The sequence below is a fragment of the Olsenella sp. oral taxon 807 genome, from assembly GCF_001189515.2.
Lineage (GTDB): Bacteria > Actinomycetota > Coriobacteriia > Coriobacteriales > Atopobiaceae > Olsenella_F.
Genome location: NZ_CP012069.2, coordinates 2,045,102 through 2,062,117, shown reverse-complemented (window position 1 = coordinate 2,062,117; position 17,016 = coordinate 2,045,102). Strand labels below are relative to the sequence as shown.

At 65.9% G+C, this 17,016-nt stretch carries 13 protein-coding genes; 11 read left to right on the top strand and 2 right to left on the bottom strand.

The window, feature by feature from the left end:
- Positions 1-24 precede the first annotated feature (24 nt).
- Together ADJ70_RS08745 and ADJ70_RS08740 are read right to left on the bottom strand one after the other, a co-directional pair.
- A complete protein-coding gene (locus ADJ70_RS08745) occupies positions 25-2,988 on the bottom strand; it encodes an insulinase family protein (RefSeq protein ID WP_083443916.1) in 2,964 nt (987 codons plus the stop codon).
- 700 nt (positions 2,989-3,688) lie between these two features.
- Positions 3,689-4,138, bottom strand: coding sequence for a universal stress protein (locus tag ADJ70_RS08740; protein WP_157051471.1), 450 nt, complete (start codon positions 4,136-4,138; stop codon positions 3,689-3,691).
- A 363-nt stretch (positions 4,139-4,501) separates the two neighbouring features.
- Here ADJ70_RS08740 and ADJ70_RS08735 point away from each other — a divergent pair, with 363 nt between their 5' ends.
- From ADJ70_RS08735 to ADJ70_RS08685, 11 genes are all read left to right on the top strand, one after another.
- Positions 4,502-5,608, top strand: coding sequence for an undecaprenyl-diphosphate phosphatase (locus ADJ70_RS08735; RefSeq protein WP_050340777.1), 1,107 nt, complete (start codon positions 4,502-4,504; stop codon positions 5,606-5,608).
- A gap of 242 nt (positions 5,609-5,850) precedes the next feature.
- The gene (locus tag ADJ70_RS08730) at positions 5,851-6,849 is read left to right on the top strand and encodes a glutamate ABC transporter substrate-binding protein (protein WP_050340776.1); all 999 of its coding nucleotides are present in this window, start codon (positions 5,851-5,853) and stop codon (positions 6,847-6,849) included.
- A gap of 166 nt (positions 6,850-7,015) precedes the next feature.
- Entirely contained in the window at positions 7,016-7,675 is a 660-nt protein-coding gene (locus ADJ70_RS08725) for an amino acid ABC transporter permease (RefSeq protein WP_050340775.1), read from the top strand.
- Positions 7,672-8,517 carry an amino acid ABC transporter permease gene (locus ADJ70_RS08720; RefSeq protein WP_050340774.1) on the top strand — a complete coding sequence of 282 codons (846 nt, stop codon included), beginning with the start codon at positions 7,672-7,674 and terminating at the stop codon, positions 8,515-8,517. The genes ADJ70_RS08725 and ADJ70_RS08720 overlap by 4 nt, the downstream gene beginning before the upstream one ends.
- A gap of 30 nt (positions 8,518-8,547) precedes the next feature.
- Positions 8,548-9,363: an amino acid ABC transporter ATP-binding protein gene (locus ADJ70_RS08715; protein ID WP_083443915.1), complete on the top strand. Its 816-nt coding sequence runs from the start codon at positions 8,548-8,550 to the stop codon at positions 9,361-9,363.
- A gap of 3 nt (positions 9,364-9,366) precedes the next feature.
- Positions 9,367-11,034 carry a glycosyltransferase family 39 protein gene (locus ADJ70_RS08710; RefSeq protein WP_050340773.1) on the top strand — a complete coding sequence of 556 codons (1,668 nt, stop codon included), beginning with the start codon at positions 9,367-9,369 and terminating at the stop codon, positions 11,032-11,034.
- Positions 11,031-12,107 (top strand): glycosyltransferase family 2 protein, encoded by a 1,077-nt coding sequence (locus ADJ70_RS08705; protein WP_253273154.1) that lies wholly within the window; start codon positions 11,031-11,033, stop codon positions 12,105-12,107. Before ADJ70_RS08710 ends, ADJ70_RS08705 begins: the two co-directional genes overlap by 4 nt.
- A 165-nt stretch (positions 12,108-12,272) precedes the next feature.
- Positions 12,273-15,329, top strand: a complete 3,057-nt coding sequence (locus ADJ70_RS08700) for a leucine-rich repeat protein (RefSeq protein WP_050340772.1) — start codon at positions 12,273-12,275, stop codon at positions 15,327-15,329.
- Positions 15,329-15,817: a hypothetical protein gene (locus ADJ70_RS08695; protein ID WP_050340771.1), complete on the top strand. Its 489-nt coding sequence runs from the start codon at positions 15,329-15,331 to the stop codon at positions 15,815-15,817. The genes ADJ70_RS08700 and ADJ70_RS08695 overlap by 1 nt, the downstream gene beginning before the upstream one ends.
- A 203-nt stretch (positions 15,818-16,020) precedes the next feature.
- Positions 16,021-16,326, top strand: coding sequence for a hypothetical protein (locus ADJ70_RS14960; RefSeq protein WP_172674471.1), 306 nt, complete (start codon positions 16,021-16,023; stop codon positions 16,324-16,326).
- Positions 16,326-16,826: a hypothetical protein gene (locus tag ADJ70_RS08685; RefSeq protein WP_050340769.1), complete on the top strand. Its 501-nt coding sequence runs from the start codon at positions 16,326-16,328 to the stop codon at positions 16,824-16,826. The genes ADJ70_RS14960 and ADJ70_RS08685 overlap by 1 nt, the downstream gene beginning before the upstream one ends.
- Positions 16,827-17,016: the final 190 nt, after the last annotated feature.

The following is a 17,016-nucleotide window of genomic DNA, read 5'->3' as shown; positions in this document are numbered from 1 at the left end:
CCATCTGTCACCACACTCCTGGCGTCAGCCAGAGCTAGCGCTCTGCATGTCCATGAGGTCGTACGCCTGCAGGTCAAGGGTGCTGGCATCGATGGCCTCAGCAGGCCCAAACACACAGACGGAGCGGGAAGCGGGCAGGTCTGCGAGCACGGCTCCTGCGGCGCGGACGTCGGCTGCGCTCACGTGCAGGATCTCGTCACGCACCTGGTCCCTCCAGTCTGCAGGTCTGCCCACGAGGATGACGTGGTCCTGCCTGCGGGCTCTCTGGCGTGACTTGAGCGGCGTGTCATGGGATGCCACGCACGAGACCACGTAGCCGTCAAGCGCCTTTGCGTCCTCTTGCCAGGTGTGTAGCCATTCCGCCGCGTTCTCGTAGCGGATGAGCGTCGCGTCAAGGGCGGGGTCACGAAACGACCAGAACGCGTGCTGTCCTGTCGTCGAGCGCCTGAAGCCCACACCATAGGCACCGCCCTTCACGCGGACCTCGTTCCACAGGTAGTCAAACGAGAGCATGCGGCTCACGACCTGCCAGGCACCGATGCTCGTCGTGTCGCGAGCGGAGCGCGGCGCTCCCTCGGTCACATAGCTCACGGGGGAGGGGATGGCGAAGGCCTCGTTTTTTGGGGTGGGGCTCCCCAGATCGAGCACGTGTGCTGCCCTGCCGTCTGCGGCGGCCTCAAGACCCAGCCTCCCGCCAAGCTCCCAGAAGCGCGCGAGATCCTCGGCAGGACCCGTGAAGCTCACGGTCAGCTCGTCTAAGGTGAAGATGCGCCGGCGAAGGTCGGTGAGCCTCTCTGCCAGCTCATCCTTCCGCTCGTCCCAGTGGGCCAGCAGGTCTTTGAGGAAGAGGTAGGCGTCCACTCCCGCCAGCTTGTCAGACGCGACTGCGGCGTTCGAGAGCTGCGTGGAGAGGCGGGCTGCGGCTGCCGTGTGGCCCGAATTCACGAAGCCTTGCTCCATGGCGATGCGACGCTGTTGCAGGAGGTCGAAGATGCGTCCGGTATCGGCAAACGACGTCGAGCCCCAGACCTCGGAGGGAAGCGTCGCCAAGGCCTCGACGTTCTCGGAGAGAGCGCTTGCGCCAACGACCAGCAGGGGATCTGCGAAGAGCGGGTCATCGTCATCTGCCAGGACGTCGTGGAAGAAGCTGAGGTTACCGAGCCTCTCCTCCACGAGGGTGTCGAGCTCTTCCGCAGTGTGCGTTGCCGTGTCCAGAGAGCCCAGAAGCTCGCAGAGCAGCCCTGCGTAGGGCAGGTCATCAGCAGAGAGACGACGCAGGTCGAAGTAGTGGTACACGTAGTCGATGTGGTGCGTGGGAAGGTCGTGGTACAGACAGGGTAAAGGGGCCTCTGGCCGTGCGGGTGAAACCTCAGCAGGCGCGGGACCAATGTCTGCCGAGCTGAGACGGGGGAGTTTGGCGAGGTCCTCGGGCCTGTCGGGGGCCTCCTGCTCCTTGCGCAGCGCCTCGACCTCCTCGCGCACGCGGGTGAGGTCGTCTTCCGTCATCTTTGCGTACAGCTCGCTGAGCCGTGCTGCCCCCCGTACGTCCGCCTCGCCGGGGGCTTCCACGGGCACAAGCTCCATCTGGGCGTTGTGGTGGCTCTTGCCGACCAGCTCGTCGAGCAGGCGCTCAAAGTAGCCCATGTCCAGCTGGGAGCGCATGTGGTCGATCGCGTCCTGATAACGCAGGTAGTCCACGGGCCTCTCGTCGTCGTAGAGCCAGCTTGCCATCGAGAGCATCGAGAGCGCCACGCCGTCGGCGTATCCTCCCCAGTCACCCTCGCGTAGATTGAACTCAGCCTGCGCGAGCGAGGCCACGAGGCGCTGGTGTCCGATGCCGTTTGACGCGAGCTCTGCGCAGGCTTCCTCTATGAGGGGACGGAAGCGCTCGGAGGCACCCGGCTTTGCCCCCTTGAGCCTGAAGACGACCAAGGGCTGCAGGACGGAGTCGACGAGCGTGACGCTGAAGTCGTCAGCAAGCTCCGCATCGAGGACTTTGCGCTTGAGAGGTGCCTCGTTGGAGCCGGCGAGGGCGTCTATCAGCACGTCTGCTGCAAGCACGCGCTCGCGATCGGCCGCCGTGCCCAGCACGTAGCCTATGCCCACCGCCGCGTTGTCGGCCGTCGTCGCCATCGTGACCTGGCTGGGGGCGGGGGTCACGCCTGCCTGGAGGACGAGCGGGTTGGGGCCTGCCCCCTCCCTTTTGGGCGCACCGGCAAAGCGCTCATCCACGAAGGCGAGCTCACGATCGATGTCGAGGTCGCCATAGAGGATCGTGTAACTGTTGGCGAGGTCGTAGTGGCGGCTGTGGGTGTCGAGGAAGCGCTCATAGCTGAGCTCGGGGATCGAGGCGGGGTTGCCGCCTGACTCGAAGCTGTAGGCGCTCTGCGGGAAGAGCTGGCGGCTGAGAGCCTGCATGAGGACCTCGTCGGGGTCGGAGAGAGCGCCTTTCATCTCGTTATAGACGACGCCGTTGTAGCACAGGCTCCCGTCTTGTGCCTCCTCGAGGTGCCAGCCCTCCTGCTCGAAGATGCGAGGCCTCCTGTAGATGGCGGGATGCAGGACGGCGTCCAAGTAGACGTCCATGAGGTTCTCGAGGTCGGTCGTGTTGGTCGAGGCGACGGGGTATAGGGTCTTGTCCGGGAAGGTCATGGCGTTCAGGAAGGTCTGCATCGAGGTCTTGATGAGGTTGACGAAGGGTTCCTTCACGGGAAAGCGGTCGCTGCCGCAGAGGACCGAATGCTCCAAGATGTGGAAGACGCCCGTGTCGTCGATAGGCGGCGTCTTGAAGGCGATGGCAAAGGACTTATTGCTGTCATCTACGGCAAGCCACATCGCGCGCGCCCCGCTCGCGTCGTGGCGCATGATATAGGCGGTGCCTGTAAGCTCGACAAGCGGCTCCACGGAAGTCACGGTGAAGCCGGCATGCCGCGTCCCGACCGCGAGCGCCGGGTCGGCGGTGGTAAAGTCCCTCTTAAGATCCCGCATGGATGTTCCTCTCGTTGGTATGTGCGCCCATTGATTGTAGGGTTCCAAGACTCCCTGTGGCATGGCCTTTGTGCCGTATGCTCCTTTTGAGGAGAGAAGAGTGCGCAGCGGCAGCGGCACCTTTTGCCACCCACGACGGCCTTTCGCAACCAGCGCTGCTCCGCCCGGATCATGCCGTCCACCGAGACCCCGCTGGACGGGTCGCTCGCATGGTGGGATGAAGACATACGCGCCTTCTGGGGCTTCGTGAGTTCGTGTGGGTGGGTGGTCGCGTCACTGCCTTGGCGGCGTCGTGGGCCTCACCGCCAGGGCGTCGTGGACCTCACCGCCAGGCGGCGACGCAGGAGTGTACACAGATTGGCGAAAACGGTCCCTCGGCGCCGTTTCGGGACACTTGTGTACACTATTGGGCCGTGGGCTTGGGTTGTGGGTGGCCTTGGGATCGCAATAGTGTACACAAATGGGAGGATCGGGCCTCTCCGCGCCGGATTGGGGCGTTTGTGTACACTGTTGCGCCTCGCGAGGATCGTGCGAACGAGACCGTGGTGGCGCAGGAGTGTACACAGATTGGCGAAAATGGCCCCTCGGCGCCGTTTTGGGGCACTTGTGTACACTGTTGCGACGCGAGGGTCATGCGAGCTGCGTCGTCGCCTGCGGCCGGTATGCGATCGTGCCTGTGGCTTCTCTGGGGGAGTGCCGGTTACTTGATGACGAGCGTGTCGCAGCTGGCGTTGCGCGTCAAAAACGCCGAGATCGAGCCGAGCAGCGCATACTTGATCGTCGAGAGTCCGCGCGCTCCGCAGACGATGAGATCGGGGTTGATGACGTCGATCATCTCGTCTGTGAGTGTCTCGCGTATGCGGCCTGCCTTCACGATGACCTCGACGCTCTTGACGACTCCCTCCTCTTGTACTTTCGCGACGTCGTCTGCGATCGAGTCGCGAAAGGCCCTCTCCAGGTCCGCGATGAGCTCGGCCGGATAGGTCCCTGCCGCCTCGAGCGCCGTCGAGTCAATCACGTGACCAATATAGAGTTCGGAGTGGTTGTTGGCCGCCACGATGATGGCGCGCTCGAGCACCCTTCGCTGGGTCTCGGTCCCGTCGAGCGTGACGAGGATCTTGTCGTAACCAAGGCTCTGATAGTCAGTCATGATGTCTGCCTCCATACACAGGTCGTTGATCCCTCGGGCCAAGCGTCCTTGCCCGTAGTCTAGCAGCTTTTGGCAGGGGAGGGGCGTCTTTTCCCCTTGCCGGTACCTGCCGGACTTCTGAGCAAGTGTGGGCTGTGTCTTGCGCCTGCGCTGGTTTGGTTTAGGTGGCGCTCGTGCGAATGGATACCCTGCGAGCAGGCCGCGATGAACGGCCCCGCACGAGAAGCTTGCGCATTTTTTCTGATAAGGCAGGCTTGGGGGTCGTCAAGCGTCATGATGGTGGACCGCAGGTGACCGTTCGACTCGATCCAGCTCTGGTCTCCCGCCCATATCAGCACGCTGACACTCCTCAAGGAGGTACCTGTGATCCTGTCTGAGCTTCTCAAGGTCGTCCTCTACGGCGTGGTCGAGGGCATTACCGAATGGCTGCCCATCTCGTCTACGGGCCATATGCTGCTCCTCAGGCGATTCGTGAGCCTTGACGTAACCGACGCCTTCTGGGACATGTTCCTCGTGGTCATCCAGCTTGGTGCCATTCTCGCCGTCTGCGCGACGTTCTTTCATGAGCTCAATCCCTTTTTGGCCGAGAAGTCAGAGGAAGAGAGGCGTCTTACCCAGTCGCTTTGGAAGAAGATCATCGTCGCTTGTCTGCCTGCCGCCATCATAGGCATACCGTTTGACGACTGGATCGAGGAGCACCTGGGCGGTCCCTTCGTGATAGCTGCGGCCCTCATCGCCTATGGTATCGTCTTCATCCTGATCGAGACCTCGCGTGAGAGGAGGGCAGCGGCCCTCAACGCGACGGGCTCGACCTCGTCGCCGGCGCTGATAGAGCCCGTGGTTCAGAGCGTTCCCCGTCCTCCCAGCGCCTCTCACACTCCGAGCGTCATCCAATCTCCGGGTGCTTCCAGTAGCCCCAACTCCTCGAAGTCTCCCCGTCACATGGCCGGTGGTGCTGCTGGCTCGGCTAGAAGGGGCGCTGCCGCCTCCGACAAGGACGACGCCGAGACCGACACCGCCTTCGTCGACCGCAATGCCCGCGTGCAGTCTATAGAGGAGCTGGACTGGAAGACGGCTATTGGCATCGGGCTCTTTCAGATGCTCTCCATGGTGCCCGGTACCTCGCGCTCGGGCTCCACGATCATCGGCGGTCTCATCTTGGGCTGCACACGTGCCGTGGCCGCCGAGTTCACGTTCTATCTTGCCGTGCCCGTCATGGTGGGGGCGAGCGTCTTTCGTCTGCTCAAGTATTTTATCAAGGGCAATATGCTTGTGCCCATGGAGGCCCTGACACTCCTCGTGGGCTGCTTGGTCGCGTTTCTGGTATCCCTTCCCGCTATTCATTTCCTCATGGGGTTCGTGAAGAAGCATGACTACAAGCCCTTTGGCTGGTATCGCATTGCGCTCGGCATCGTCGTGATAGCGTACTTCTCGACCGAGACCTTTGTGGGTCTCCTGACGTCGAGGTAGGGGTGGCGCAGGGCCGCGCCGTGGCCGAGGTAGGGTGACCCCTGGCTTGGGGACACGCGAGCTGGCTTGCTCTTGCGTACGACGGTATGCCATCGGGCCGGGTGGGGTATATCGGTAGGGACTATAGGTAGCTATCCGATATCGATAGGCTCCCCTTCGGCATTGGTCATCTAGAATCAATCCGTAGATTGTTGGCGTTCTCGGCCCGGTTGTGGCCAGGACCAGATGAGAAAAGGTGCAACATGCGCAAGAAGAGTACCCTACCTGCCGTCTCTGGCAGGGGCATGACCCGCCGCTCCTTTATCGGCGCGGGACTGGCAGGCGTGACCCTCCTGGCACTGACCGCCTGCTCCACCGATAGCGGGGATCCTGGCGTGCGCTCAAGCTCCAGTGGCTCGGGTGGCACCTCGGCCGCGACGTCTATCGACACCTCCGCCTTCGCCAGCCTGCTGGACGCGGGCAAGGTCGCCGATGACTCCCTCATCGAGGCCAATGTTTGGGCGAAGACCGTCAAGGACCGTGGCAGGCTCCTCGTGGGCGGGGTCGAGACCTCCACGCTCTTCTCGCAGCGTGACGACACCGACGGCAAGCTCTATGGCTTCGATGCCGGCCTGACGCAGCTTCTGACCCGCTATGTCCTGGGTGACCAGACCAAGTTCGAGCTCACGAAGGTCACTTCTGACACGCGCGAGTCCGTGCTCCAGAACAACCAGGTCGACTGCGTCTTTGCGACCTACTCCATAAACGATACGCGCAAGCAGCTCATCTCCTTCGCGGGTCCCTACTACAGTTCCCATCAGGGCATCCTGGTGACCAAGGACAACGCGAGCATACACGGCCTTAACGATCTTGCAGGCAAGAGAGTTGCCGTGCAGTCAGGCTCCACCGGCCCCGGCATCCTTGCCCAAGCCTGCCCCGATGCCAAGCAGCAGGAGTTCACGACCAGCTCAGAGGCAGAGGAGGCCCTCTCCCAGGGTCGCGTGGACGCCTATGTCATCGATCGCACGATGCTCGAGAGCACCGTCGCCAAGCAGCCCGACGACTTCAAGGTCGTCGGTGACCCCTTTGGCCCCGATGACCAATACGGCATTGGCATGCCGCTCAACTCAGATGGCGTCGCCTTCGTGAACGCCTTCCTCAAGGAGGTTGAGAATGACGGACTGTGGGAGAGGCTCTGGAAGATATGCATCGGCGACCGTACCAACCAGACGACCGCTCCCCAGCCTCCGGCGCTGGCCTAGCAGGGGCGCGGTCGAGCCGCTCGCTCGCGCCATGTCCAGGCAGGCCTGACGGCTCTGGCTGGAGGACAGTGGGGGAGAGGCCCTGAGGGTCGCAAGAGTCGAGTCGCGGCCATTGCCGGAAGGTTCGTGCGACCCTGCGACCTCAGGGCGTAGAAAGGGGGTGTTCATGGGGTTTTCTGAGCTCATCTCCCAGTATGGTGGGTTGTACGTGACGGCGCTTCTCATGACGTGGGGTATGACTGCAATCTCCTACGTTGCCGCCATGGCCCTGGCACTTGTCGTCACCGTCATGCGCGTGAGCCCCATAGGGCCGCTGCGGGCTGTGGGTGACCTGTATGTTCAGGTCTTTCGCAACATTCCGGGCGTGTCGCTCCTCGTGCTGGTGGTGTACTCCCTGCCACGTCTGGGCGTTACCCTTGACTACCTGCCCAGCGTCATCGTCGTCGTGTCACTTGTGGCCTCGGCCTTTGGCAGCGAGAACTTCATGAGCGGCATCAACACCATCGCGGTCGGGCAGGTCGAGGCGGCGCGTTCCTTGGGCCTTGGCTTTTCCCAGATCATGCGCCAGCTCGTCATCCCCCAGGCGCTCAGGACAACCGTGCTTCCCATGACCAACTTGCTCATTGCCGTCATGTTGACGACGGCGCTGGGCTCTCAGGTTCCCCTTGCGCCCAACGAGCTCACGGGGCTCGTGTCCTTCATCAACACGCATGCCACCGGAGGCATCGCGGCCTTCATGGTCTCGGCTCTGGGCTACGCGCTGACGGCAGTCGCGATAGGATGGGTCGGCAATCGCATAGACCAGAGGGTGAGGATACTCAGATGAGCGTGAACTCAGGCTCGATGCGCGATGCGCTCTATGAGCCCCCGGGACCAAGGACCAGGCGCCTCATCCGCGTCTGGACGGGCGTGGGCATCGTGCTCGTGGTGGGCCTGCTCGCCCTCGTCGTCCGTCAGTTCTACCTAAAGGGGCAGTTCGCCCCCCGCTACTGGTCCTTCTTTGCGCGGAGCAGCACCTGGGCGTTTCTGGGCAGTGGCTTTCTCGGGACGCTGCAGGTGTCGCTCGCAGCCGGGGTCATCGCCCTGGTGCTGGGGTTGCTCCTCATGCTCGGCCGCACGAGCGGACCGGGTCCCCTCGCGCTCGTCTGTCGCATCGTCATCGACTTCTTCCGCGGTGTTCCGAGCCTGCTTCTGATCTACTTTTTCTTCCTGGTGGTGCCGCAGTACGGCATCAAGCTCCAGGCGTTCTGGATGATCACGCTTCCGGTGGGCCTTGCCGCGTCGGGCGTGATCGCCGAGGTCCTCCGCGCCGGGGTCAACGCCGTTCCCAAGGGTCAGGTTGAGGCCGCGCTCTCGCTCGGCATGAGCCGCCGCGCGATCACCTCAAAGATCGTGCTTCCCCAGGCGGTGCGCTATGTCATCCCGACGCTCATCTCGCAGCTCGTCGTGGTCGTCAAGGACACGACGCTCGCCTACGTGGTCAGCTACCCCGACATGATGCAGGACGCGCGCGTGCTCATCAACAACTACAACGCGCTCGTGTCGGTCTATGCGGTCGTCGCCGTGATCTACATCCTGCTCAACTACCTCATCAACAGGCTGGCGGCCCTCATCGCCGCCCGTACGGGCGTGAGGATCATCTCGCGCCTGGGCACGAGCTCCTTCTAGTGCCCCTGTCCGCCCACGCTAAGGAGTGACATGTCAGACGAGAAGGCAGGCTTAACCCCCCCTGCGACCAGCGTAAAGGCCGCATCTGCCGACACTGCGGCAGACACCGATCCCCCTGTCATCGAGCTTCGCCACGTCGAGAAGCACTACGGGGAGCTGCACGTGCTCAGGGACGTCAACCTCAAGGTCGATAAGGGAGAGGTCTTGGTCGTGATCGGCCCCTCGGGCTCGGGCAAGTCCACCCTCATCCGCACGATCAACCGCCTTGAGACGATAGACTCCGGCGAGATCCTCATCGAGGGGCGCCTCCTTCCAGAGGAGGGCAAGGAGCTTGCGGCCATGCGCGCGCAGATGGGCATGGTGTTCCAGAGCTTTAACCTCTTCTCGCACAGGACGATCCTGGACAACGTGACCATGGGACCCATTGAGGTGCTGGGCACCCCGCGTAAGGAGGCCGAGCGGCAGGCAATGGAGCTGCTCAAGAGGGTCGGCGTGAGCGAGCAGGCTTCCAAGGTGCCCGCGCAGCTCTCGGGCGGTCAGCAGCAGCGCGTGGCGATCGCGCGCTCGCTGGCGATGCGCCCCAAGGCGATGCTCTTCGACGAGCCGACAAGCGCCCTCGACCCAGAGATGATCAACGAGGTCCTCGAGGTCATGGTTGAGCTTGCAAGGGAGGGCATGACCATGGTCGTCGTCACACACGAGATGGGGTTTGCGCGCCGCGTCGCCAACCAGGTCGTGTTCATGGCCGAGGGCCAGATCCTAGAGCAGTCCTCGCCGGACAAGTTCTTCGACCATCCCGCGACAGAGCGTGCCCGTGACTTCCTGAACTCCATCAGGGGATACTAGGCCATGGGGTCTCCTGCACCCAAGGGCAAGGACCTGGCGGGGCGTGAGCCGCTTAAGGTGGCCCACATTGCCGTCATCGTGGCGGGAGTCGTCCTTCTGTCCTCGCTGTCTTCCTACAGTGCCCTTTGGTTCGACGAGAGCTACTCGGTGGCCCTCGTTCGCCACCCTCTGGGGGAGCTGTGGCGCATCGCAGCGAGCGATGTTCACCCGCCCCTCTACTACTACCTGCTCAAGCTCGTGTGGCTCCTCTTTCCGGACAATGTGGTCGCCTACCGCCTCTTCTCGGTGGCGGCCCTGGGTTGTCTCTCACTTCTGGGCTACACTCACCTGCGCCGTGACTTTGGCAGGCACGTGGGTATCGCATTCTCGTTTCTCACGCTGGTGAGCCCCTGGTCGTTTAGGGTGTCCAGCCAGATCCGCATGTACAGTTGGGCGGCCCTTTTCGTGGGCGTGTGCCTTATCTATGGGCTTCGGGTCATTCGGGCGCTGCGTGAGGCGCGCCTGGGAGAGGCGGCGCCCACGCTGCCACGGCACTGGTGGGTCGTGCTGTGCCTCTCGTCCGCAGCAGCTGCCAACTGCCACTACTTTGCGCTCATGGCGGCCTTCTCGGTGAACCTCTGTGTCATCGTGGCGCTTGTCTGCGCTCGTCGCTGCCTGAGGGACACGCACGTCGTGCGCGACTACGTCCTGACGGCGGCGCTTGCCTGTGCCAGCTTCGCTCCGTGGATGGGTGCCCTGCTCGGGCAGGCAGGCCACGTCTCCCAGTACTTCTGGATCAGGCTTGACCTCCCGAGGGCCCTTTTGCAGATCGTCTGCTTTCCCTTCCTCGACAGCGACATGGCAAGCATCGACGCGGTGGTCATGAGTGGTCTGACAGAGTCTTTGACGCTCGTGGGGTCGCTCGCGTTCGTCGCCGTCGTGGTCACGGCGGCCGCCCTTGGTTCTCGGGCTGGGACGAGAAGGGCAGGAGGGGAGAAGCCGAGCAAGGGAGACGCGTGTTCGGGCGACGCCCGAGGGCATAGCGGCCTTACCGGGTGGGTGCCGCGGGTCCTCACCCACTCGCTCACGGTCTGCCTCATTGTCTATCTGCTGCCGCTCTGTCTGGCCCTGCTCGCGGGCCTGATCATGAACAGGCCCATCCTCTATGTGCGCTACTTCTACGTGGGGCTGGCCGGTTTGGTCCTGGCCGTCTCGCTCGTTTTGGCACGGGCCGGCAGGCCCCTGCTCTACGGGGCCGCTGCGGCCATCGCCGTGCTACTCACAGCGCAGACCATGGCATTTTGGCTACCCCGCTACCACAGTCCCCAGAACGCAGCGGCCAACGAGTTTCTAGAGTCCATTCCCGACGGCGCGCTCGTTTCGTCAGACTGCGAGGTCGGGACGTTGGTGACGGGGGCTGCGGGTGCACGGGCGATTCTGGCGGGCTACAGCGACTCGACGCGCGTGGCCTATGAGGCCTACGAGCCTTCCCTGACGCTTTGCGATACCCTCGATGAGGCTTTCGTTGACGGTCCAGACGAGCTCTGGTACCTCGAGACGCCCACGACCCTCTTCAAGGTCGGTGACGTCGCCCAGTGGTTTGGCTATAGGGTCCAAGGCAGCATGTCGTTCTATCGCCCGATCTCCTCCAAGGAGTATGTGTTCTACAAGCTCGAGAAGGTGGCTCGGTGAGCCCTGGGGGTGGCGAGTGCCCAGCTCAGGCCGCGCCCGCCGCCATAGCCGGGGCTGAGCGGGAGGGAGAGACCCCTCCTGGGGGAAGTCTCGTGGTGGTCGTTCCCTGCTACAACGAGCAGGATACGGTAGGCCTCTTCTACCGCACGATCCATGAGGCCGCAGGCTCTAGCCTCAAGGCCATGGACGTTGCGTTGCACCTGCTCTTCGTGGACGACGGATCGAGCGACGAGACGCTCGGGAGGCTCCGCGAGCTGGCGCAGGCGCATGGTGACGTGAGCTACGTCTCGTTCTCGCGCAACTTCGGCAAGGAGGCGGCCATGTATGCGGGCCTCGAGCATGCGCTTGGCATCGGCGACTACCTTGCCGTCATGGACGTCGACCTGCAGGACCCGCCGTCGCTCTTGCCTCAGATGCTCCAGAGGGTTGCGAGTGGTGAGTGCGACCGGGCGGCGGCGAGGCGCGTCTCGCGCAAGGGGGAGCCCGCCCTGCGCTCGGCCTTCGCGCGCCTCTTCTATAAGGTCATGAGCGGCATGACCGGACTGGACGTCAAGGACGGCGCACGCGACTTCTCGGTCATGAGCCGGCGCTTCGTCCAAGCTGTGCTCGAGTGCAGGGAGTACAACCGCTTCACGAAGGGCCTCTTCGAATGGGTGGGCTTTCGGGTCGAGTGGGTCGAGTTTCAGAACGTCGAGCGCGCAGCCGGGGAGACGAGCTGGTCGTTCTGGTCGCTTGCGAGCTACGCCCTTGAGGGCATCATCGCCTACACGGTAAAGCCGCTCGAGCTGATCGTCGCCGTCGGCCTGGTCTTCTCGGCGCTGTCCATCCTGCTCATGGTCGTCATCTTCGTGAGGGCGCTCCTCTTTGGCGATCGCGTGGCCGGCTGGCCCTCGATGATGGTCGTGATCCTTCTGGGCGTTGGCATGATCACCTGTGCGCTCGGCGTCGTTGGCCTGTATGTCTCAAAGATCTACACCGAGGTCAAGGGTCGCCCCCTCTACATCTTGGCTGAGTTGGGAGGCGAGGTCGGTGAGGCTGGTGGCGATGCTGGGGCGGGTGGCGGTCCGTCGTGACCCGTGGGCTCACGCCCGTGGTCGGAACGGACCGTGCGGGGCGCGGGAGGGCGCCGACCCTTCCGGCCGCTTTGTTACAAGTTTGATTTCACGCCTTGCATGTGACGCCGGCAAGGCCTAGGATTCTTTACGACTTGAGTGGTTCGTGTGAAGGGGAGTGGCGTGATGAGGGCCGCGAGAGGCGTCCTGTCGGCGTTCCTGTCCATGGCGCAGGTCGTGGGGATGGTCCCGGACTGCGCGTACGCCAAGGTCGCCGCCCGGGCGCTGCACCTTGGCACGTCCCAGGCGTCGCAGGACGACGTCGCGTCGTCCGGCGAGCCAGCGCCTGCCGACACCGGCGAGGCGGGTGACGTCGCGGCGCCCGGCGAGGTGGTCGACGGCGACGCAGAGCTGCAGTCCGTGGCCCCCGAGGAGGGGTTCAGCTATCAGCAGGCCTCCGGCGGCGTCGAGGTGACGGGGTACGCGGGCGACGCCATCGAGCTCTCCATCCCCGAGGAGCTCGGCGGCTCCAAGGTGGTGGGCATCGCCAACTCGGCCCTGTCCGGCCACACGTCGCTGCACTCCGTCTCGCTGCCGCCCTCGCTCGAGAGGGTGGGGGCGGGCGCCTTCAGGGGCTGCTCCTCCCTCGCCGGGGTGGACCTCCCCGCCTCGGTCTCCTTCGTGGACAACGACGCCTTCGACGGCTGCTCCTCGCTCTCCTCCGTGACGCTCCCCGAGGGGCTGCGCTCCCTCGGCTCGCGCGTCTTCTCCGGCTGCCCCCTCGCCTCCGTGACGGTGCCCGCCTCGCTGGAGTCCACGGGCGGATGGTTCCGGGGCGACGGCCCCTTCGCGGGCTCCGGCCTCTCCTCCGCCAGGCTCGCCGAGGGCTCCGTGCGAGTCGCCACGGGGCTCTTCGGGGGCTGTGGCAGGCTCGCCTCCGTGGAGGTCCCCGGCACCGTCACCTCCGTGGGCGACAGGGCCTTCCAGGGCTGCACGTCGCTCGCCTCGCTCTCGCTCCCCGCCTCCGTCACATCCATAGCCGACACCGCCTTCGAGGGCTGCGACGCGCTCACCATCTCGTGCCCGAGGGGCTCCTTCGCCTACTCCTGGGCGATGGAGCACGGGATAGGCGTGGCCGCCAGCGACGGCACCCATGCCCTGCTCGATCCCGCCGCCTGCTCCTACTCCGCCCGGCGCCTGGACGACGGCCTGGTCGAGCTGACGGTCCGCTGGGGCCTCGCCGAGCCGTCGGCCGACGTCTCGGTGGGCGCCGTGACGCTTGGCGTTCCCGCCTCGACGGACGTCCGGGAGGTGAGGGTCGACGGTGCCGCGGCGGACTGGTCGCTTAGCGGCAGGAAGCTCTACGTCCCGACGGGTGCCCCCTCGGGGAGCGTCGAGGTGCTCTGCGAGGTGCCGGCGGGCGAGGCATCCTCCCCCAGCTACGCGAGCGTCGCCCTCAGAAGCGGCGGCGCCCCCGCGAGCGAGGTCGTCGGCTCGGTGGCGGACCTCAGCTCGCCGCTGTCAATCTCCGTCCCGGAGGTCACGGCCTCCGGCACCTTCTCCGTGAGGGGAAACGCCCCCGCCGGGTCCAGGGTCGAGCTGCGCGTGGGCGGGGTCCCCGCCGGGAGTGCCACGGCCTCCGCCTCCGGCGCCTACGAGGCCGAGGTCTCCGTGTCTTCGCCCGTCGAGGGCTGGGAGTACGCCGTCAGCGCCTCCTGCGGGGGCTCCTCCGCCAGGGGGACCGTGCTCTTCGACCCCGCGGCCGCAGGCGTAACCTCCTTCGTCATGCGCTACGACGGCGGGGACCACGACCTCCTGGGGGGCGACCCGGCCAGCTACACCTTCCTGCTCTCCTCCTACCACGGCGAGCACCCCTTCCGCTTCGAGGTCGCCTTCGACGCGCCGCCCGAGCGCATCGAGGCGGCCCGCGTGGTCAGCGTCAAGGGCACGGAGAGGAAGTACATGGACCTCACGTGGGACGGGGCCGTGGGCTGCTGGGTCGCCGAGGGCTGGTTCGACCCCTTGGACCACGACTACGTGCCGGGGGCGCTATCGGTGTCCTGCAGGGTCAGGCCCAAGGAGGTCGCGGCTAACCCCTCCGTCCCAGGGACGATCCCCGCGCCGACAGCCGCAAGGCCCGCCGGGTGGGAGGACGTCACGGTGACGTCGGAGAGGCTCCCCGACGGCGCCATGCGCTACACCTACCACTCGCCCACCCTGTTCAGGGACGAGGACGGCCCCGCGACGATAACTATCACGAAGCGGGACGCCGAGGAGGCTCGCCAGGCCGGCGCGCCCGCGACCGTCGAGGAGGCGGTCGAGCAGGGATACGAGCCTGCAGGGCGCACGTACCTCCCCGTGGCAAGGGGGAAGGTCATCGGCTCCCCGGGCATGGTGGGTGGCCCCTACAAGACTGGCGACGGCAGTTCCTGCTACATGAGGGCCAGCGACGGCCCCGGCGGGGTGACGAACGTGGACCTCGTGTTGTTCGGCTCTGGGACGGGCCTCCAGGCTTGGGAGGAGTACTGCGCGAGCAAGGAGTACATGGAGGCGGCCAAGGAGGTGTTTGGGCGTCTCAAGTCACCGGGCACGACTGTGGGAGTAGTGTCCGTTATCTCATCGGTAGTGTCCTCTGGTGTGCAGGTGGTGAGATACGATCACATCAGGGATGTGATCGGCCATATGGACCTCTCCGACGAGGAGAGGGCAAGCCTCAATCGAAGGATGGATCTGGCAGAGGTCCTCGGTGTTGTGAACATCGGCCTCTCGATTGCCTGCGTCATCGGTGCGCCGTTCGAGCTGGGCGTCGCCCTGGGGGTCTTCGGGGTCGTCAACTCCTTCGCGATAGGCTGGATCGACATGAGCATCATCTGGGACCTGCTGTGGTACGAGAGAAGGGGCTCCAGGTCCGCAGCCCGCATAGACCCCTCCGGCAGCATCCGCGACGCGGACACGGGGGCACCCATCCTCGGCGCCAGGGTGACGCTCTGGTACAGGCCCTTCGAGGGCACGGAGCCCGAGCCGTGGGACGCGTCCTCGTGCGGGCAGGAAAATCCGCTCGTGACCGACGCCCGGGGGTCCTTCGCCTGGGAGGTGCCGGAGGGCTGGTACCAGGTGAGGGTCGAGGCGGAGGGGTACCGGCCCGCTCAGAGCGGGTGGCTCTACGTGCCGTCCGCTGCGCCCGGGTCGCCGGAGCGGGCCCTTTCCCCCTCCGCCCCCGCAGCCCTTGGGAGGGCCGCCTGATGGACAACGTGCTGCTCGCCCTGTACTGGTGGTTCACGCTCGCCCTGCTGTTCGTGGGGGGCGCGGGGCTCACGGGCGACGCGCCCCATCGCGTTCGCATACTTCGGGCGACGCTCGCCCTCGCCCTCCACGTCGCCTTCTCCCTGGGCCTCTCGGCCCACATCGTCTGGCGCAGGCTCCGCTGGGTCCCGGTGGAGGGGGAGCCGATCGTCGCCAGCCAGGAGGCAGGCCCCCCCTATCCCCCAGGCCTCTATAGGAGCAGCGGCTGCGGCTGGCGCTGGACGTATGGCGGGGTGACGTACACGGCGGAGGACTACACGCCGGGCGATTACCTCTTCGCCTGGGAGAAGCGGACGACCCTCTGGGTGGACCCGCGCGACCCCTCGCGCCTGCTGCCCTCGACCTGGGGGCTGCGGCTCCTCTCCTACCTTACCTTCGGCGGCATGAGCGCCTACTGCATCCTGCGCCTTTGGGAGCTCGTCCCGTGACCTGCGCCTGCCGCGCCCTCGTCGGCGCCCCTCCCTTGCGGCCACGCCCCCACGGTCGCCTCCCCGGGCGGGAGGGGCGGGAGGCCAGGCGCGGCATGTACGCGACAGTCACGCCCCCACGCCCCTGCGCTCCCGGTGAGCCGCCGGCCTCGTCCCCCGACCCGCGCGCTACGGGTCGGGCCGGCGACGGCGGCATCCGGGACTTGCTGTGGCGCGAAGGGAGGGGCCCAGAGCCGTGGGACGCAGTCCCGTACGGGCGGGGAAACCCGCTCGCGGCCGACGCCCGTGGGTCCTTCTCCTGGGACGTCCCCGAGGGCTGGTGGCAGGTCAGGGTCGAGGCGGAGAGCTACCGGCCCGCCGCGAGCGGGTGGGTCCGCGTGCCGTCCGCAGCCGAGCTCGACGTCCCCGTTGCCATGGAGCTCGCGTCTTCCTTTGCGGGGACCGGCGGCGTCCCGTCCCGGCCGCCCGCCCTCCCTTACTCTCTCGTGGATCTGGGGAGGACCGCCTGATGGGGGTGGAGACGCTGTACGCGCTGAACAGCTGGGCCGTCCTGTTGCTGTCGGAGTGGTGCATACTGTCGCGCTTCTCCGAGCCCCGGATGGCCTGCGCCCTCGCCCTCGCCTCGGTGGTCCCCCTGGCGCGCGCCGCGCGCATCGAGGCCCTCAGGCGGCGCTGCACCGTGCCTGTGGAGGGGGTGCTGGCCGGCTGCGAGAGCTGGGGCAAGTCCTTCATCCGTGAGAGGGACACGTGGCGCTACCCCTGGGGGGACGACGTCCGCTTCGTGGTGGACGCCATCCCCGCGTTTACGCTTTGGCACAGGCCGATCCGCGGGGTCGGCCGCACGGCCACCCTCTGGGTGGACCCGTCGCGCCCGCCGGGCGCGCTGTCTGCGGGCGCCCTGCCCCCGAGCTGGCAGCGCCGCCTCCTCGCCTACCGCCTCACGGCCGCGCTCGCCCTGCTGGTCGTGGCCCTCACGGCCGTGACCTGCGCGGGTTGGGTCACGTGGTGAGCCGTGGGCCTTGCCCCGCTCGCCCGGGGGCGCTACGATGGCGTGTGTCGGGGGAGGCCCTGCCCGCGCCCCCCCCGCAGTCCCGTCTTAACGATTCGCCTCCCCGGGCGGGAGGCGGGAAGCCAGGTGCGACAATGCGCGCGAAGCTCACGACCCCGCGTCCCCGTAGGCCCGGCGTCGTGGAGATGGC